Raw genomic sequence first — 16,076 nt, 5'->3', positions numbered from 1 at the left:
TGATACCCCTAGGGGGTATGTTGTCCAGTGCCTCGTCCGCTCACCACAACAACACGCGTAAGTGCTCGTCCGGCGGCTCGGGATCGTCCGGTTCGGGCGGTTCGGGGTCCTCCTCGGCGCTGCTCGGTGGCGGAACCAGATGCAGATGCCGACGCTCGTTGCCGGTCATGCCGACCCACTCCGGATCGCTTCGGCCAGCCCGGAAACGGGCGCGATGCCGTCGCGCGCCAGGTCTTGCAGCCGATGGCGGTCGACGGTCGCGGCGAAGTCAGCCACGCCGGGCAATTGGGCCAGGAAAGCCAACAACCCCACCGCCAGCAGCCACGGCTCGGCCGGCCGTTCCGCGATCGCGTTCCGAAGCTCACCGATGACGTCGTCGGCCAGCGCGCCGACCCGGCACGGGTCATAGGGCTCGAGGCTCGCGGCCGGCACCGCCAGGACGGCATGGCGGCCGGTGCGCAACCAACCCTCGGTGACCAACTGCTCCCGGACCACCGAGATGGCCTCGTAGCCGTTGCCGGCGATCAACTGGGCCCAGGTCGCCCGATTGTGCACACCGACCTGAGCAAATGCGGCACGAAGCGCGGGATCGTCGGGGCTCGCGGCCCGGCCCGGGACGGCGCACCCTGCGCGTTCGACCAGGTACCCCTGCAGGTAGAGGTCGGCCAGCATCGCCGCACGCAGAGCGAACCCGAACAGCGTGGAATCGTGCCCGTCGAATCGGCCCAGTTTGGGGTCGTACGCCAGCAAGAACAGCTGGCCATGAAGCGTGGTCGGCACGGGCGAGACCTCGGTGGACAGCCCGCGGATGCGCTCCATGCCCCCTCCTCGCGCCACGATCGTGCGTCGATCTACGTATCACCCTGTCGCAGAACAGGTTTGAATTCATTCCCGTCGCGGCAACGGCACTGTCGCTCCCCCGTCATCAACTGTCCCGCATAACCCTGCTCACGACATGCGTAGGTGACTACTTCATTTTTGCGGCGAACCACGCGCACGTCGGTGGGACAATGACGGCAACGACGACGAAGAGATGACCGGCATGACTCTGACGCATATCGAGCAGCGGTCGGCGCCGACCGAACACATCGCCGTACGGTGCGTGGACTCCGATGTCCACCCGGTGCCGCGGCGTGGCGTGCTGATCGACTACATCCCCGAGCCCTGGCGTTCGACCTACTTCCTCAGCCACCCCGTCGGCGAACAGATCTACTACGACGCCCCCGATTACGCGCACGCCTTCGCGATGCGCACCGACACGTTCCCTGACGACGGCGAGTTCGCCGGCAGCGACCCTGACCTGGCGTTTCGCCAGCTGGTCATGGAGGCCGGCGCCGATATCTGCATCCTGGAGCCGCTGGCTCCCGGCGCCCGGCTGGCCGACGCGGCCCAGGCCGCGGCCATCGCGACGAACCTCTGGCTCGACGAGCACTGGCTGGACAGCCGCAACAACTGGCACGAACGCTGGCGCGGATCGATCTCGGTGGCTATCGAGGATCCCGACGGGGCGGCCCGCGAAATCGAGACATGGGCCGGCCACCCGTACATGGCACAGATCCTGATCAAGGCCGAACCCCGCCCGTCATGGGGAGACCCGCGCTACGACCCCGTGTGGGCGGCCGCCACCAAACACGACATCGCCGTCAGCTGCCACCTGGGCCGCGGCAAGTACGAGAACCTGCCGATCCCGCCGGTCGGCCTACCCAGCTACAACCACGACTTCATGGTCACCTACTCGCTTCTGGCCGCCAACCAGGTGATGAGCCTGATCTTCGACGGGGTCTTCGATCGCTATCCCACCCTGCGCATCGTGTTCGTCGAGCACGCGTTCAACTGGATCCTTCCGCTGATGTGGCGGATGGACGCCATCTACGCCGCCCGTCCCTCGTGGACCGGTATCAAGCGCAAACCGTCCGACTACGTCAAGGACCACATCAAGTTCACCACTCAGCCGCTGGACTACCCCGAGGACAAGACCGAGCTGCTGCGCGCCTTCGAGTGGATGGAATGCGAAAAGATCCTGCTGTTCTCCAGCGACTACCCGCACTGGACGTTCGACGATCCGCGCTGGCTGGTCAAGCACCTGCCCGAGCACGCCCGCGACGCCGTGATGTGGCGTAACGGCGTGCAGACCTACAAGCTGCCTACGACGGTTCCGGTGCTGGAGGGGCAGACGCGGGTGTACTGAGCACGGCCTCACGGGCCTTCCTGGCCCGGACCAGACCCGCGATGCCCAGCACGGCCAGCACGCCGGCCGCGGTGATCAAGAGCCAGGTCAACATCATCAGCGGCGGATCGAAAGCGAACGATGTCGTCGAGGGCTGACCGTCGGCGACCGGCGCCACCGAGACCACACTGCGGGCCTGCAACGTGGTGATGACCGCGCCCGCCGACGCCAGCACGGCCAGCACCAGCTGGATGACATGCCTCACTGAGCGCTCGCCGTCTTCTCCCCGACCAGTTCGGTGAGCGCGGCCCGCAGGCCCCGATGATTGCGCGCCCATGCCTGCGCGGTGCGCTTGCCGGAGAGCTCGACACCGATCCCGGTACGGCCGCGCGGCACCCCGGACAATTCGCCGAGCGCCCGCGCCTGCTGCCATTTCTCCAGTGGCCCACGGGATTTCACCGAGTACTCGGCTTCGGGAAACACCCCGACGATGTGGGTCAACGGAGTGACCTCGGTGCCCTCGCGCAGGGCGTCACGGGTCAGCTCGACGCTGGTGTGGATCCGCGCGGCCTTGACCTGTAGGCCGAGGAAGCCCGTCACCAGCACCAGGAAGATCAACGGAACCCACGGCTGAAAGCCGACGCCGCCCTTGAACTGGATGAGCAGCATCGCGATCGCCGACACCGGACCGGCCAGCAGCCAGTACCAGCTGGCGCCGTTCTCGAAGAACAGCCGCTCCGGCTGTTCGATCGGCTGATCCTCAAGCATCGGGCTTCGCCGAGTCTTCAACAGCCCACCCTGTGGCGGCGGGTCGGCTCAGCAGCATCGCCCCTACCAAGAGGGGCAAGACCGACAACAGCGCGAGGAGGTGGACGATGCCGAGCGCTGCGACCACCGACACCAAGACGACGACCATGAACGAGAGGGCCAAGGTAGCGCGACGAAATCGCGGGTCATCAGTCTTACGGACCCGCCCAGCCAGAAACGCGATCAGCGCCCCTGCAACGACGCAGATAATGCCTGCGCCTCGGAATAGGACCGGGATGTTCGCGGTCGCAGCGATCAGGCCACCGCCCATGAGCATCACGGAACCGACCATTAGCAGCCAAAACGCGACGTTGAAGGCGCGAGGCCTGGGTTGGGTTGCGGTCATGGTCGGGCCAGCCTATCGGTTCACTTGGTGAAGAACCCTTGGGCGTCCTGCCGGTGCAACAGGAACGCGCCACCCAGGATCAGCACCGACCCGATGATGCCGGTGACCGCGAAGATCACCGCCTGCACGGGGTCGCGGTCGGCGCCGAACAGATTGGCCCCGGTGTAGATCACGGTGGCCAGCCCACCACCGGTCAGCAGTGTGCGGGTCCAGCGATACCCGGACCGCATCAAGAACAGGAACGTGACGACCACGGCGGCCACCGTGAGCGCGATCAGCACGCTGACGCCGACGACCAGGAACGAGGCCTGCTTACCCGCCGCGAAGTAGGCGTTGGCCACGTAGCCGATCACCATCAACGGCAGCGCGATGAGCCACAGCCAGAATCCGGTGTCGACATCGGCCGGACGCGCGGGAGCCTCGGACGGCTGTTGGTGACTCACGCCAGCCAGCCCGCCACGTCGGCAGCCCAGTAGGTCAGGACGATGTCCGCTCCGGCCCGCCGGATACTGGTCAACGACTCGAGTGCGGCGGCCCGGCCGTCGATCCAGCCGTTGGCCGCGGCGGCGCTGATCATCGCGTACTCCCCCGATACCTGGTAGGCGGCAACGGGCACCGGCGAGACGTCGGCGGCCGCGCGCACGACGTCCAGATAGGACATGGCGGGCTTGACCATGATGATGTCGGCACCCTCTTCGATGTCGAGTGTGATCTCGCGCAACGCCTCTCGCGCGTTACCGCTCTCTTGCTGGTAGGTACGCCGGTCCCCCTGCAGGCTGGAGGCCACCGCGTCGCGGAACGGGCCGTAGAACGCCGACGCGAACTTCGCCGCGTACGCCAGGATCAGCACGTCGGTGAACCCGGCCGCGTCGAGTCCGTCGCGGATGGCGGCCACCTGACCGTCCATCATGCCGCTCGGCCCGACCACTCGCGCACCCGATTCAGCCTGGGCCACAGCGAGTTTGACGTACTGAGCGTTGGTGGCGTCGTTATCGACGCGGCCACGCGCGTCGATCACGCCGCAATGTCCGTGGTCGGTGAACTCGTCCAGGCAGGTGTCGGCCATCAGCACGGTGTCCTCGCCGAGATCCTTGGCCAGGTCGCGCAGCGCAACGTTGAGGATGCCGTCGGGATCCACACCGCACGACCCGGTCGCGTCCTTGTCCGATTCTCGCGGCACCCCGAACAACATCAGCCCGCCGACGCCGGCATCGACGGCCTGGGCGGCGGCACGGCGCAGCGACTCACGGGTGTGCTGGACGACGCCCGGCATGGAAGCGATGGGCCGCGATTCCGATATCCCGTCGGCGACGAACATCGGAAGCACCAAATGCCTTGGCTCCAAAGATGTTTCGGCCACCAACCGGCGCAGTGCCGGGGTTGAGCGCAGCCGGCGCGGACGCTGTCTCGGATACGGCACACACGCCTCCTAGCGGCGTCGGCTCTTTTTGCGCGGCGGAGGCAACGCCCCCTCGGCACGAAGCCGGGCGGCATGCTCGGCCAGCGCGTCGACCAGTGGGCCGACCGCGGCCGTCTCGGGCTGAACGTCCACCCGCAGACCGAATTCCGCAGCGGTCTCCGCCGTCTTCGGGCCGATGCACGCCACGATGGTGCGAGCGTGCGGCTTACCCGCGATGCCGACCAGGTTGCGAACGGTCGAGCTGGAGGTGAAGCACACCGCGTCGAAACCGCCGGTCTTGATCATCTCGCGGGTCTCCGCCGGCGGCGGTGCCGCGCGCACGGTGCGGTAGGCGGTGACGTCCTCGATCTCCCAGCCACGGTCACGCAGACCCTCGGCCAGTGTCTCGGTGGCGATGTCGGCACGCGGCAGCAGCACCCGGTTCACCGGATCGAAAATGCTGTCGTACTCCGGGAATTCGTCGAGCAGACCCAGCGATGACTGTTCGCCTGCGGGCACCAGCTCGGGGCTCACGCCGAAGGCGCGGACCCGGTCGGCGGTCGACTCGCCGACGCAGGCGATCTTCACGCCGGAGAAGGCACGAGCGTCCAGACCGAACTCACCGAACTTCTCCCACACCGCGCGTACCGCGTTGGTGGAGGTGAAGACCACCCACTGGTAGCGACCGTCGACCAAACCCTTGACGGCCCTTTCCATTTGGGCCGGGCTACGCGGCGGCTCGACCGCGATGGTCGGCACCTCGATGGGCAGGGCGCCATGGCCGACCAGCCGGTCGCTCATCTCGCCGGCCTGATCCTTGGTGCGCGGCACCAGCACGGTCCAGCCGTACAGGGCCCGGCTCTCCCACCAGTTCAGCTTCGCGCGGTGCGCCACGGTCTTGCCGATGGTGGCGACCAGCGTGCCGGTCAGCGGGCCGGCCGGATCACTGTTGCAGGCCAGGGTGGCGCGATCGGTCAGTCCCTGCAGGGTGGTCTCCACCGACCGCTGCGCGCAGGTGGTGCCGTTGGAGGTGACCACGCACGGGGTGCCGTCGGCCAGGCCGTACTCGATCAGGGTGCGGGCGGCCTCGGGCAGGTGCGAGGCGCTCGCGGTCAGGATCAGCGGGCCGGGGGCGGCGGCCAGCGCCGCCCAGTCGACCTCGCCGCGCACGTCGGCGACGGTGTGCGCCGAACCCAGCGGCAGTCCCGCGTAGGTGGGCACCGCGCTGGTGGCGGGCAGGCCGGGGACGATCTCGAACTCGGCGTGGGCTCGGGCCACCGCGTTGACCTCGGTGATCACCGAATCGACCGACAGCGGATCACCGGCGACCAGGCGCACCACGTCGAAGCCGGTCTTGGCCTCGGTCACCAGGGTCTTGGCCACCTCGGCCGGATCACCGAGGGCGGGGCGGATGTCGGGGCCGACGTTGACGACCGGCGGCGCGGTCTCGTCATGGCCCTGGACAGCTTCGTCGGGGGCGGGCGCCGGGGCGGGGCCGACGGCGGGCGGCAGATCGGTGCCGACCACGGCCAGGATGGCCGGTGGCACGTCCGGGTCGGTGAACACCAGCGCGGCATTGGCCAACACGGTGCGGGCACGCGTCGTCAACAGGTTGGGGTCACCTGGACCCGAGCCGACGAACGTGATGTGTCCCGGCTTCGCCTTACGTCCCCGACCGCTCACATGCCCAGTCATCGCTTCACTCCCGCTCTACCGCTTCATCGCGGAGTTGTACCGACATGACCTCGCGCGCACCGAGTTCGAACAACTCCGCGGCGACCGAGAGCCCCAGCTCTGCGGACCGGCCGGGAGTGCCGATACCGGACGCACGAATCACGTCGGATCCGTCTGCTGCCGCCACGCATGCGCGTAGTGACAGCTCGTCGAAGACGCGGCCGTCGTCATCGATGGACTCGACGACCTCGGCGATCGCGCCCACCGGTGCGGAACAACCCGCCTCCAGTTCGGCCAGCAGGGTTCGCTCGGCGGTGACCGCGGCGCGGGTGTCGGGATCGTCCAGCTCTCCCAACAGCGTCGCGAGCTCGGTGTCGCCTGCGCGGCACTCGACCGCGAGCGCACCTTGAGCCGGCGCTGGCAACATCTGTACCGGCTCCAGCGTCTCGGTGACATCGCCGAGTCGTCCGAGGCGGGCCAGGCCCGCCCGGGCAACCACGATGGCGTCGAGATCACCACTGCTTACCCTGTTCAACCTGGTATCTAGGTTGCCTCTTAGGGGGCGGATTTCCAAACCGAGACCCAGTGCTCTAAGCTGTGCCGCCCGTCGCACGGAGCTCGTGCCGATCACCGAGCCGGTCGGCAACTCCCCCAGGACCATCCCGTCGCGCGCCACCAACGCGTCGCGGGCGTCCTGCCGAGGAGGGATGGCGGCGATGACGAACCGGTCGTCGGGAGCCGTCGGCAAATCCTTGTACGAGTGCACGGCCATGTCCACGCGGCCGTCGGCGATGGCTTCACGCAGGGCGGCGGTGAACACGCCCACCCCGATCTCGGCGACCGGCTTGTCCGATCGGTCACCCTCGGTGCTGATGATGACCAGCTCGGCGGGATGCCCGCGCTCGATGAGTTGGTCTCTAATGGTCCCGGCCTGCGTTGTCGCCAGCAGGCTGCCCCGGGTACCGATCCGGATTACCGCGTCGTTACTGCTGGCCAACCGCGCTACCCGGTACCGTCTGCTCGGCCTTGATCGAATTCCGTTGCCGGCAGGGGCAATTCACCCGCGGCGACGGCGTCGACGGCCTGTGGATCGAGTTCGAAGAGTTCCCGCAACGCCTCGGCGTAGCTGTCGCCACCGGGCGCGCTGGCCAGCTGCTTGACCCGCACAGTCGGGGCGTGCAGCAGCTTGTCGACCACTCGGCGCACGGTACGGGCGACCTCGTCGCGCTGCGAGTCGTCCAGGCCCGGCAGCCGGTTGTCCAGCCGCAACAGCTCGGCCTCGACGACGTCGGCGGCGCGCTGGCGAAGGGCGGTGACAGTGGGGGTGACCTCGGACATCCGCTGTCCGGTCAGGTAGCTGGCAACCTCGGCGGCGACGATCTGGCGGGCAGCTTCGGCGTCGGTGGCCGCGGCCCGGGCGGACGGTTCACGCTGCACCCGGTCCATGTCGATGACCGAAACACCGGGCAAGCCGGCCACGGCGGGGTCGACATCGCGGGGCATTCCGAGGTCGCAGAGGACCAGCGGCGGGGCGGTCTCGTCGCGGCGGGTGGTGGCCAGTGCGTTGTGCACGTCGGCCAGCGACACCACCGGGCGGACCGCGCCGGTACAGCTGACCACCACATCGGCGGCGGCCAGTGCTTCCGGGAGATGCTCGAGGGTCAGCGCCTGCGCGGTGGCACCCTGCGCGCGGATGTTCTCGGCCAGCCGCTCGGCGCGGGGCAGCGAGCGGTTGACGACGTCGATGTGGGTGACGCCGGCGCGCAGCAGGTGCGCCACCGACAGGCCGCCCATGGAGCCGGCGCCGACGACGGTGGCGGTGCGCCCACCGAGCCCGCTGAGCCGTGATCCGGCAATGTCGAGTGCGACGGACACCACACTGGCCCCCGCGGCGTCGATCGAAGTCTCGGAGTGCACCCGCTTGCCCACCGACAGCGCACGCTGGGCCAGGTCGTGCAGCACCCGCCCGACGGTCTTGTTGGTCTCGGCGTTGGCATAGGCACGGCGGACCTGGCCGAGCACCTGCTGCTCGCCGATCACCGCGCTGTCCAGACCACTCGCGACGGCGAAGAGGTGCTCGACAGCGGCCTCGCTGTAGCGGACGTAGGCGTACTTGGTCAGATCGCCCATCGACATACCGGAATGCTCGGCCAGCACCTGGCCGATCGCCGACAGCCCGCCGTGGAAGGCGTCGACCACCGCGTAGACCTCGACCCGGTTGCAGGTGGACAGCACCATCGCCTCGGTCACCAGCGACGACTGGAGGATCTGGTCGATGATTTTGACCTGGTCGGACTCGTCCGTGGACAACTGCTCAAGGACAGAAACGGGGGCGCTTCGATGCGACACCCCGAACAGCAGCACGCTCACGGCACGATCACCTGGCCCGCTCCCTTGCTGTCACGGAATGCTCCGTTAGTGAAACTTACTTCCACGGTAAACGCTGCGCAGGCGGCTGGCCAAATTCCAGCGGTCGTTCACCGCGCAGCGAGATCCGCTCGTAACCGCGGAACGTCCACATCCCAGTAACTGTGCTCGCGGCCGTCGAGCAGGACAACAGGCAGCCGATCGCCGAATTCGGCTCGTAGAGAGCTGTCTCCGGCTGCCGCGGCGGCGTCGACGTCGGTGGCCGAGAGCTCGAAATCGAGCTCGGCGGCCAGCTCGGTCAGCCGGTCGTGGACCTGCTGGCACAGGGAGCATCCGGCCCGGGTCAACAGCTCGACGTGTGCGCGGCTCACGCGAGCAAGTGTCGCAGTTAGGGTTGTCCCATGGGGCCCGGGGACCACGACCAGGAACTCGCGGGCGATGCGAGCGCCGAGCGGGCCGTCGACGAGTTGGTCGCCGAGCAGGCCAGCGCCGTGGCACGCGACGCCAGCATCGCCGCGCGTCGCGAGCCCAGCCCACAGGCCGCCGAGCCGGCCGAGCCGCCGCCCGCCGACCTCACGGCGGCGGCGTTCTTCGACGTGGACAACACGTTGGTGCAGGGCTCGTCGCTGGTGCACTTCGGTCGCGGCCTGGCCGCCCGCAAGTACTTCACCTACGCCGACATGGCCAAATTCATCTACGCGCAGGCCAAGTTCCAGCTGACCGGCCGGGAGAACAGCGACGACGTGGCCGAGGGCAGGGCCAAGGCGCTGGCCTTCATCGAGGGCCGCTCGACCGCCGAGCTGATCGCGGTCGGCGAGGAGATCTACGACGACATCATCGCCGACAAGATCTGGCAGGGGACCCGCGCGCTGGCCCAGATGCATCTGGATGCCGGCCAGCAGGTCTGGCTGGTCACCGCGACGCCCTACGAGCTGGCCGACACGATCGCCCGGCGGCTGGGCCTGACCGGCGCGCTGGGCACGGTCGCGGAGTCGGCAGACGGGGTTTTCACCGGCCGTCTGGTCGGCGACATCCTGCACGGCGTCGGCAAGGCGCACGCGGTGCGACAGCTGGCCGTTCGCGAGGGCCTGAACCTCAAACGCTGCACCGCCTACTCCGACAGCTACAACGACGTGCCGATGCTGTCCCTGGTCGGCACGGCCGTCGCGATCAACCCGGACGCCAACTTGCGCGAACTGGCCCGCGAGCGGGGTTGGGAGATCCGCGATTTCCGGACTGCGCGCAAAGCGGCCCGCATCGGGGTGCCCTCGGCGCTGGCGCTGGGTGCGATCGGTGGAGCGCTTGCGGCGGCGGTGTCACGCAGGCACGAGCACTGACCACACAGCCGCCGCCATACCCGCTGATAGGCTCCCCGAGTGTCAATCGCCAACGACATCATCGGAACCCATTACCGCTACCCGGACTATTACCTGGTCGGGCGGGAGAAGATCCGCGAGTACGCCAAGGCGATCCAGTCGGATGATCCGCTGCACTTCGACGAGGACGCCGCCAAGGCGGCCGGTTACTCCGACGTGGTGGCCCCGCTGACGTTCATCGCGATCGCGGGACGCCAGGTGCAGCTCGACATCTTCTTGAACTTCGATGTCGGGGTCAATATCGCCCGCGTCATTCACCGCGACCAGAAGATCCTTTTCCACCGACCGATCGTGGCCGGCGACAAATTGTTCTTCGATTCCTGGCTGGATTCGGTGGTCGAATCGTTCGGCACCGTCATCAGTGAATTGCGCAGCGAAGTCACCGACGAAGAAGGCAAACCGGTGATGACGACCGTCGTCACCATGATCGGTGAAGCCGAGAGCGACGAAGCGACCAATGCTCAGGTGGCGGCGATCGCCGCGGCAGCGCTGGGCCGGCAAACGCCGCGCTGATTCCCCGGGCTCAGCCCAAGAACATATTGCGGCGCTTGGTCAGCAACTGATAGAGCGTCTGCTGGATGGTCTCGCGCACCTGGTCGGTCAGGTCGAATGTGACCATCGGATCGTCGGCCGCGGATTCGTCGTAGTCAGCCGTCTCGATCGGCGTCCCAAATGCGATGTGCCACTTGGACGGTAGCGGGACAAGCCCGGCCGGGCCGGCCAGCGGGAACAGCGGGGTGATCGGGAAGTACGGCAACCCCAGCACCCGTGCGAGCAGCTTCACGTCGGTGATCATCGGGTAGATCTCCTCGGACCCGACGATCGAGCACGGGATGATCGGCGCCTTGGTTCGCAGCGCCGCCGAGACGAACCCACCACGGCCGAATCGCTGCAGCTTGTAGCGGTCCTTGAACGGCTTGCCCAGGCCCTTGTAGCCCTCGGGGAAGACCGCCGTCAGCTCGCCGCCGACCAGCAGCCGGTGGGCATCGACGGTGGACGCCATCGTGTGGCCGGCCTTGCGGGCGATCGGGCCCATCATCGGCATGTCGAACACCATGTCCGCGGCCAGCAACCGCAGGTCCCTGTTCTTCGGGTGGTGATCATGCACAGCCACCGACAGCATCAACCCGTCGAACGGCAACGTGCCGGCGTGATTGGCGACCAGCAGGCCCGCGCCATTCTTCGGCAGGTTTTCGATTCCGCTGACCTCGACCCGGAACCAATTCTGGAAAAAGAAGCGCAGCAAAGGCAGGACGAGTGCGTTGTTGAACTGCGGGTCGAAACCGAATTCGTCGACCGAGTAATCGCCGGCGAGACGCTTGGACACAAAATCGGCAATCGCCGAAATGCGTTGCGCCAGTTCATTAGGAGCCTCATCAGGGCGGCCTATAGAGGCCGCGCCGCGGCGCCCGTCGATTTCCCTTACGACAGCGGCAATTTCTTCCGCCGAGGCGCGAGTGCCGGGATCGGACAGCAGGGAGGGATGTCGGCGGGCGGCCTCGGCGCGCAGCGCAGCCCGTCGGGCGGCCGCCGCACGACTTGAATTCGAGTGCAGCGGAATCACTTTCGCTTTGGAATCACCCGCCACGGTTACCTCTTCCCCACCATCGGCTCATCAGCCGCCCCATCGCTGCGCAACGGCAACGGCGCGACTCTCCACAGATCGTACCCATTTCGGATCGATGATCGGGGTTAATCCTCTGCCGCGCACGTAGTCGTCGAACGCCTCTATCGTCGTCCATTTCGGCGCAAAGCCCAACTCGGAGCGCATTCTCGTGGTGTCCATGACGCGCCCGTAATTAAGCCAGTCCATGTGGTCGCGGTTGAGGTCGGAACTCCGGCCGGTCCTTCGCAACGAATTCAGTGCCCAAAAGCCGGGATTCGGCAACGGAAGCGCAACGCGGCCGGCTCGCCGGATCGCCTGCGACATCATGATCACGCCGTCGGCGCCGATGTTGAACGTGCCCGACTTGCCGGCCATCGTCGCGCGCTCCAGCGCCCCGAGAGCGTCCTGCTCGTGCAGCAGCTGCAGCCGTGCGTCGTGGCCGAGCACGGTGGTCACCACGGGGCCGGCCAGATACCGCGACAGGGCGGTGTCCATTCCGGGGCCAATCATGTTGGCCAGCCGCAAGATCGTCACCGCGATATCGGGCCTGCGCCGCCCCAGCCCGCGCACGTAGCCCTCGATGTCGATGCTGTCGCGGGCGAAGCCCTCGCCCGGCGGCCTGCGGCTGCTGCTGTCCTCGGTATAGACCACCGGGTCGTGGGCATGGGAGCCGTAGACCTCGGAGGTCGACTTGAGGATCACCCGGCGCACCGAGGGCGCCTTCTGGCAGGCCGCGAACAGCTGCATGGCGCCCATCACGTTGATTTCCTTCAACGTGGCGCGGCCACCCGAGCGCGGGGCGTAGGAGGCCGCAGCGGCATGCACGACGGTGTCGACTTCGCCGTTCCGGATCACCTTGGCGATAAACGGGTTTCGGATGTCGGCGCGGACGAACTCAGCCCGCCCCATCCGGCGAAGCAGATCCTTGCTCGGCGCGACAGCGTCGACGGCGATGACCTTGTTGATCAACGGATTCTGCGCCAACCGCGCAGTCAGGTATCCGCCGAGAAAACGACAGGCGCCCGTGACCAGCACAACCTTCGGGTAGTGCGGGGTTTCGGAGTCGGTACCGCCGGAATCCATCTGGACAGCCTATCGGCTTGCAACGGAGCCCGGCGCGGCTCGACATCTCACCGGGCTCGAGATCGTCGCGGCCCGGTAGAGCGGCTACTTACCGAGTTTTCTGCGCTGGACCCGGGTACGACGCAGCAGCTTGCGGTGCTTCTTCTTCGACATGCGCTTGCGCCGCTTCTTGATGACTGAACCCATGAAATCCGCTACCTAAGTCTTTGCAGTGCCTGCACCAGAGCAGGCGTCTCTATGTCCCGAACACCTTACCTAAGCAGGCATGCAGAACGGAAAACGGCCTCGCGCGACGGCGACTAGCCGGCGTCGAAGTACGACGTCTCCAGCAAGTCGTGGACGGCCTTGGCGTGCACCCGGAACGAGCGGCCGACCCGCACCGCGGGCAGCTCGCCGTTGTGCACCAGGCGATACACCGTCATCTTGCTGACGCGCATCAGTGAAGCAACTTCGGCGACGGTGAGAAATTGAGCTCTGGCGGCCGGCGGGCTATCGGCGCCACCGGCATCCCGCGCCGATTTTCCAGCCGAATCCCGCGCCGATGGCCCGTTCATAGACGTCATCGCAACCCAATCCGTCAGGCACGGGCAGTTCCAGCGGCTTCCCCACCGCTGGCACCCAGCCGTGCATACACGAGGAGAATAGCGTGGCGGATGGGGTTACTGCGACGGGTGTGGGTAGATCCATCAGAAAATTGTTGAACTACTCTGATGTAATTCCTAGCTGCTCAGAGCGTGTTTTCGCGGCGTCGATGGCGGCCGCGATGGCCGCGCGGACCCCACCCTTCTCAAGTTCCCGCAGGCCAGCGGCCGTGGTCCCGCCCGGGGAGGTGACCATCGCCCGCAGCCGGGCCGCCGACGTGTCCAGGCCGGTGTCTTCGCCAGCCGCTCGTTCGCTGTCGAGGCGTTCCAGGAGCATGGCCGCCGATCCGGCCATCGTCTGCACCGCCAGATCGGTCGCGACGGCCCTGCCGAGCCCGTTTGCGACCGCCGCGTCGACCAACGCTTCGACGAAAAGGAAGAAGTACGCGGGCCCCGAACCGGAGACCGCGGTGACCGCATCGAGCTGGCTTTCGGGCACCGTCAGCACGTCGCCGATGCACTTGAACACGCCCGCGACGTCGGCCAGCTGCTCAGGCGTGGCAAACCGGCCCGCAGCCAGCGCGCTGACGCCCGCACCGACCAGGGCCGGGGCGTTGGGCATCACGCGCACCACCGGTGAGCCGGCGGGCAGCCGGGCCTCGTAGAAGCCGATCGTCACGCCGGCCAGGACGGTCACGAAGACCTGCTCGACGGTGTCGCTGTCGGCCTGCGCGGCCGCCTCGGCGATCTCGGCGATGACTGTCTCGGCATCAGCCGGTTTGACGGCGACGATCACGAACGCGGCGGTCTCGACCGCCTCGGCGACCGTCGCCATCCGCACCGAGTACTTCTCGCCCAGGTAGCGGGCTCGCTCCGGCATCCGCTCGGACACCACCAGGTCCTTGACCTGCCGGCCCGCCCGAAGCAGCCCCGCAAGGATCGCCTCGCCCATACTGCCGCCGCCGATGATCGCGATTCTGGCCATGCGGGGAACCCTATAGAACGGCTATTCGGTCGGCACCAAGGCCAGCTGGCGCGTCTGCACGATGATGCGCCCCGCGCTGTCGACCACGGTGTGGTCCTCGTCGAACCAGTCCTGACCGATCTGGGTGGTCGTACAGGCCACCCGCAGCCAGCCGTCGTCGGGCATGCCCCTCAGGTAGGCGGTCATCTGCACGGTGGGCGCCCAGCCGCGCCGGTTCACGGCGTAGCAGACCGGAACGGAGATGTCGCCGCACATGAGCGCGAACAGAACGTCCACCGGTCCCTCCTTGGGCCGGACCCAGATCTTGAACACCGGCGCGCCGGACTCGGTGACCGTCTCGGTGAGCTCCGGCCGGATATCGCAGCCGCGGGCCAGGTTGTTGATGGCGGCCGCGGGATGTCCAGGTCCGATCGGCTCGATCTGCGCGGGCGGCTCCACGCTCATCAGTGCCGTCACCGGACTGGCCGACAGCAGGGGCTCGACATGGTGCTCGGGATCGCCGAGGGTGACCACCGCGCGCACGCAGGTGCGCTCGCCCTGGGCGAGTGCCACATCCACCAGACCGATGCGGCGACCGCGCTTCTGCACGGTCGTGACGAGCCGTACCGCCCCGGGATCGGGAGCGGACAGAAAGTCGGCCGACACCGCGACCGGCTGGAAATCCGCATTGCCATACGCGTCGCGAGCGGCCTTGGCGCACAACGCCAGCATCACGCCGCCGTGGATCTTCGGGCCAATTGTCCAGTGCTCGTTGAGGTTTGCCTCGAAGCCCTCGTCAACCGGGATCAGCTTCATCACTTCATCGAACCGGGGGTACATCAATGCCCTTCTCGCTCAACGCAACAGGTGAGTCCGCGCGAACTGGAGCGACTCGGTGAGCAAGCCCTCCCGCTCGGCTTTGGTACGCGCACCCGACGTGGTGACCTCGAGGATCACATGTCCGGTGAAGTCGCTGGCGGCCAGCATCTGGCACACCTCGACGGTGGGCTGGGTCCCGCGGCCAGGCACCAGGTGTTCGTCGGTCGACGCACCGCTTCCGTCACACAGATGCAGGTGCACCAGCCCGGAGCCCATCCGCTCGGCCATCTCCAGAGCGTCGGTGCCCGCGGTCGCGGTATGCGAGAGATCCAGCGTGTAGTGCGCGTGATTACCGTCGAGCGGGTCATACGACGGCGCGAACGCCGAAATGCCAACGCCGGGACGGCCACCACGCTTGCGCATCCGCTCGATCGACGGGTCCCCCGAGCCGAAGAACCGGTCGGCGCGGAAGGGGAACATGTTCTCCACCGCGACCAGCACATCGCTGCGACTCTCCAGCTCCGCGACCTGCTCGCTGAATCCGTCGGCATAGCGGCGCTGCCATCGAAACGGCGGGTGCACCACCACCGTCTGCGCGCCGAGCCGCTCGGCGGCCTGCACACTGCGGGTCAGCTTCGGGATGGGGTTGGCACCCCAGACGCGTTGGGAGATCAGCAGACACGGCGCATGCACCGACAACACCGGCATGTTGTAGCGGCGCGACAGCTTCGCGATGGCGCCGATGTCCTGGCTGACGGTCTCGGCCCACACCATGAGTTCGACACCGTCGTAACCCAATTCGGCCGCGTACTCGAAAGCGGCCTCGGTCCTCAGCGGATAGACCGAGGCCGTCGACAGACCGACCTTGATTGCGGGGCGCACTGATG

Annotated in this window: 21 protein-coding genes; 3 read left to right on the top strand and 18 right to left on the bottom strand. The window is 67.5% G+C overall.

The genetic code is table 11. The features are described from left to right. Positions 1-40 precede the first annotated feature (40 nt). Positions 41-169 carry a hypothetical protein gene (locus EV580_RS34355; RefSeq protein WP_255497170.1) on the bottom strand — a complete coding sequence of 43 codons (129 nt, stop codon included), beginning with the start codon at positions 167-169 and terminating at the stop codon, positions 41-43. Then, positions 166-819, bottom strand: coding sequence for a GOLPH3/VPS74 family protein (locus EV580_RS28000; RefSeq protein WP_133695565.1), 654 nt, complete (start codon positions 817-819; stop codon positions 166-168). Before EV580_RS28000 ends, EV580_RS34355 begins: the two co-directional genes overlap by 4 nt. A gap of 223 nt (positions 820-1,042) precedes the next feature. On the opposite strand from EV580_RS28000, the gene EV580_RS27995 reads away from it, so the two are divergent. Next, positions 1,043-2,188, top strand: a complete 1,146-nt coding sequence (locus tag EV580_RS27995; RefSeq protein ID WP_133695564.1) for an amidohydrolase family protein — start codon at positions 1,043-1,045, stop codon at positions 2,186-2,188. On the opposite strand, the gene EV580_RS27990 is transcribed toward EV580_RS27995, so the two are convergent. From EV580_RS27990 to EV580_RS27950, 9 genes are all read right to left on the bottom strand, one after another. After that, positions 2,145-2,432, bottom strand: coding sequence for a hypothetical protein (locus tag EV580_RS27990; protein ID WP_133695562.1), 288 nt, complete (start codon positions 2,430-2,432; stop codon positions 2,145-2,147). The two genes, EV580_RS27995 and EV580_RS27990, sit on opposite strands and share 44 nt — an antisense overlap. After that, on the bottom strand, positions 2,429-2,935 hold the full coding sequence (gene mce1N, locus EV580_RS27985) for a transport-regulating membrane protein Mce1N (RefSeq protein WP_133695991.1): 507 nt from the start codon (positions 2,933-2,935) through the stop codon (positions 2,429-2,431). The genes EV580_RS27990 and mce1N overlap by 4 nt, the downstream gene beginning before the upstream one ends. Then, positions 2,928-3,320 carry a hypothetical protein gene (locus tag EV580_RS27980; protein ID WP_133695560.1) on the bottom strand — a complete coding sequence of 131 codons (393 nt, stop codon included), beginning with the start codon at positions 3,318-3,320 and terminating at the stop codon, positions 2,928-2,930. The genes mce1N and EV580_RS27980 overlap by 8 nt, the downstream gene beginning before the upstream one ends. A 20-nt stretch (positions 3,321-3,340) precedes the next feature. Next, positions 3,341-3,763 (bottom strand): hypothetical protein, encoded by a 423-nt coding sequence (locus EV580_RS27975; RefSeq protein ID WP_133695558.1) that lies wholly within the window; start codon positions 3,761-3,763, stop codon positions 3,341-3,343. Beyond that, positions 3,760-4,740: a porphobilinogen synthase gene (gene hemB, locus EV580_RS27970; RefSeq protein WP_133695556.1), complete on the bottom strand. Its 981-nt coding sequence runs from the start codon at positions 4,738-4,740 to the stop codon at positions 3,760-3,762. Before hemB ends, EV580_RS27975 begins: the two co-directional genes overlap by 4 nt. Before the next feature lie 9 nt (positions 4,741-4,749). Then, positions 4,750-6,414, bottom strand: coding sequence for a bifunctional uroporphyrinogen-III C-methyltransferase/uroporphyrinogen-III synthase (locus tag EV580_RS27965; protein ID WP_166654922.1), 1,665 nt, complete (start codon positions 6,412-6,414; stop codon positions 4,750-4,752). Positions 6,415-6,418: 4 nt separating this feature from the next. After that, on the bottom strand, positions 6,419-7,390 hold the full coding sequence (gene hemC, locus EV580_RS27960; RefSeq protein ID WP_133695554.1) for a hydroxymethylbilane synthase: 972 nt from the start codon (positions 7,388-7,390) through the stop codon (positions 6,419-6,421). Positions 7,391-7,395: 5 nt separating this feature from the next. Beyond that, entirely contained in the window at positions 7,396-8,763 is a 1,368-nt protein-coding gene (locus EV580_RS27955) for a glutamyl-tRNA reductase (RefSeq protein WP_133695553.1), read from the bottom strand. 107 nt (positions 8,764-8,870) lie between these two features. Beyond that, on the bottom strand, positions 8,871-9,131 hold the full coding sequence (locus EV580_RS27950; protein WP_133695551.1) for a glutaredoxin family protein: 261 nt from the start codon (positions 9,129-9,131) through the stop codon (positions 8,871-8,873). A 30-nt stretch (positions 9,132-9,161) separates the two neighbouring features. Here EV580_RS27950 and EV580_RS27945 point away from each other — a divergent pair, with 30 nt between their 5' ends. Together EV580_RS27945 and EV580_RS27940 are read left to right on the top strand one after the other, a co-directional pair. After that, the gene (locus EV580_RS27945; protein WP_133695550.1) at positions 9,162-10,097 is read left to right on the top strand and encodes an HAD family hydrolase; all 936 of its coding nucleotides are present in this window, start codon (positions 9,162-9,164) and stop codon (positions 10,095-10,097) included. 39 nt (positions 10,098-10,136) lie between these two features. Next, complete coding sequence (locus tag EV580_RS27940) at positions 10,137-10,649, top strand: FAS1-like dehydratase domain-containing protein (RefSeq protein WP_133695548.1); 513 nt, start codon at positions 10,137-10,139, stop codon at positions 10,647-10,649. 10 nt (positions 10,650-10,659) lie between these two features. On the opposite strand, the gene EV580_RS27935 is transcribed toward EV580_RS27940, so the two are convergent. The 7 genes from EV580_RS27935 to EV580_RS27905 all read right to left on the bottom strand — a co-directional run bounded on the left by EV580_RS27935 (position 10,660) and on the right by EV580_RS27905 (position 16,071). Continuing rightward, the gene (locus EV580_RS27935; RefSeq protein ID WP_133695545.1) at positions 10,660-11,724 is read right to left on the bottom strand and encodes a lysophospholipid acyltransferase family protein; all 1,065 of its coding nucleotides are present in this window, start codon (positions 11,722-11,724) and stop codon (positions 10,660-10,662) included. Between the two features lie 27 nt (positions 11,725-11,751). Continuing rightward, complete coding sequence (locus EV580_RS27930; RefSeq protein WP_133695543.1) at positions 11,752-12,825, bottom strand: SDR family oxidoreductase; 1,074 nt, start codon at positions 12,823-12,825, stop codon at positions 11,752-11,754. A gap of 84 nt (positions 12,826-12,909) precedes the next feature. After that, positions 12,910-13,011 carry a 30S ribosomal protein bS22 gene (locus EV580_RS27925; RefSeq protein ID WP_003402602.1) on the bottom strand — a complete coding sequence of 34 codons (102 nt, stop codon included), beginning with the start codon at positions 13,009-13,011 and terminating at the stop codon, positions 12,910-12,912. 113 nt (positions 13,012-13,124) lie between these two features. After that, positions 13,125-13,388: a helix-turn-helix domain-containing protein gene (locus EV580_RS27920; protein WP_108053030.1), complete on the bottom strand. Its 264-nt coding sequence runs from the start codon at positions 13,386-13,388 to the stop codon at positions 13,125-13,127. Between the two features lie 139 nt (positions 13,389-13,527). Next, positions 13,528-14,391 (bottom strand): pyrroline-5-carboxylate reductase, encoded by an 864-nt coding sequence (gene proC / locus EV580_RS27915; protein ID WP_133695542.1) that lies wholly within the window; start codon positions 14,389-14,391, stop codon positions 13,528-13,530. A gap of 21 nt (positions 14,392-14,412) precedes the next feature. After that, positions 14,413-15,210: a thioesterase family protein gene (locus EV580_RS27910; RefSeq protein ID WP_133695540.1), complete on the bottom strand. Its 798-nt coding sequence runs from the start codon at positions 15,208-15,210 to the stop codon at positions 14,413-14,415. A 15-nt stretch (positions 15,211-15,225) separates the two neighbouring features. Next, positions 15,226-16,071: a sugar phosphate isomerase/epimerase family protein gene (locus EV580_RS27905; RefSeq protein ID WP_133695538.1), complete on the bottom strand. Its 846-nt coding sequence runs from the start codon at positions 16,069-16,071 to the stop codon at positions 15,226-15,228. Positions 16,072-16,076: the final 5 nt, after the last annotated feature.

The organism is Mycobacterium sp. BK086, from assembly GCA_004362315.1.
Lineage (GTDB): Bacteria > Actinomycetota > Actinomycetes > Mycobacteriales > Mycobacteriaceae > Mycobacterium.
This window is presented reverse-complemented; position numbering and strand designations above follow the sequence as displayed.

Excerpts from the sequence above, each read along its gene's own strand:
- EV580_RS27920 (WP_108053030.1), bottom strand. The coding sequence starts at position 13,388 with ATGACGTCTATGAACGGGCCATCGGCGCGGGATTCGGCTGGAAAATCG.
- proC (WP_133695542.1), bottom strand. The coding sequence starts at position 14,391 with ATGGCCAGAATCGCGATCATCGGCGGCGGCAGTATGGGCGAGGCGATC.
- EV580_RS27980 (WP_133695560.1), bottom strand. The coding sequence starts at position 3,320 with ATGACCGCAACCCAACCCAGGCCTCGCGCCTTCAACGTCGCGTTTTGG.
- EV580_RS27965 (WP_166654922.1), bottom strand. The coding sequence starts at position 6,414 with ATGACTGGGCATGTGAGCGGTCGGGGACGTAAGGCGAAGCCGGGACAC.
- EV580_RS27925 (WP_003402602.1), bottom strand. The coding sequence starts at position 13,011 with ATGGGTTCAGTCATCAAGAAGCGGCGCAAGCGCATGTCGAAGAAGAAG.
- EV580_RS28000 (WP_133695565.1), bottom strand. The coding sequence starts at position 819 with ATGGAGCGCATCCGCGGGCTGTCCACCGAGGTCTCGCCCGTGCCGACC.
- EV580_RS27930 (WP_133695543.1), bottom strand. The coding sequence starts at position 12,825 with ATGGATTCCGGCGGTACCGACTCCGAAACCCCGCACTACCCGAAGGTT.
- mce1N (WP_133695991.1), bottom strand. The coding sequence starts at position 2,935 with ATGCTTGAGGATCAGCCGATCGAACAGCCGGAGCGGCTGTTCTTCGAG.
- EV580_RS27945 (WP_133695550.1), top strand. The coding sequence starts at position 9,162 with ATGGGGCCCGGGGACCACGACCAGGAACTCGCGGGCGATGCGAGCGCC.
- EV580_RS27910 (WP_133695540.1), bottom strand. The coding sequence starts at position 15,210 with ATGTACCCCCGGTTCGATGAAGTGATGAAGCTGATCCCGGTTGACGAG.
- EV580_RS27995 (WP_133695564.1), top strand. The coding sequence starts at position 1,043 with ATGACTCTGACGCATATCGAGCAGCGGTCGGCGCCGACCGAACACATC.
- EV580_RS34355 (WP_255497170.1), bottom strand. The coding sequence starts at position 169 with ATGACCGGCAACGAGCGTCGGCATCTGCATCTGGTTCCGCCACCGAGC.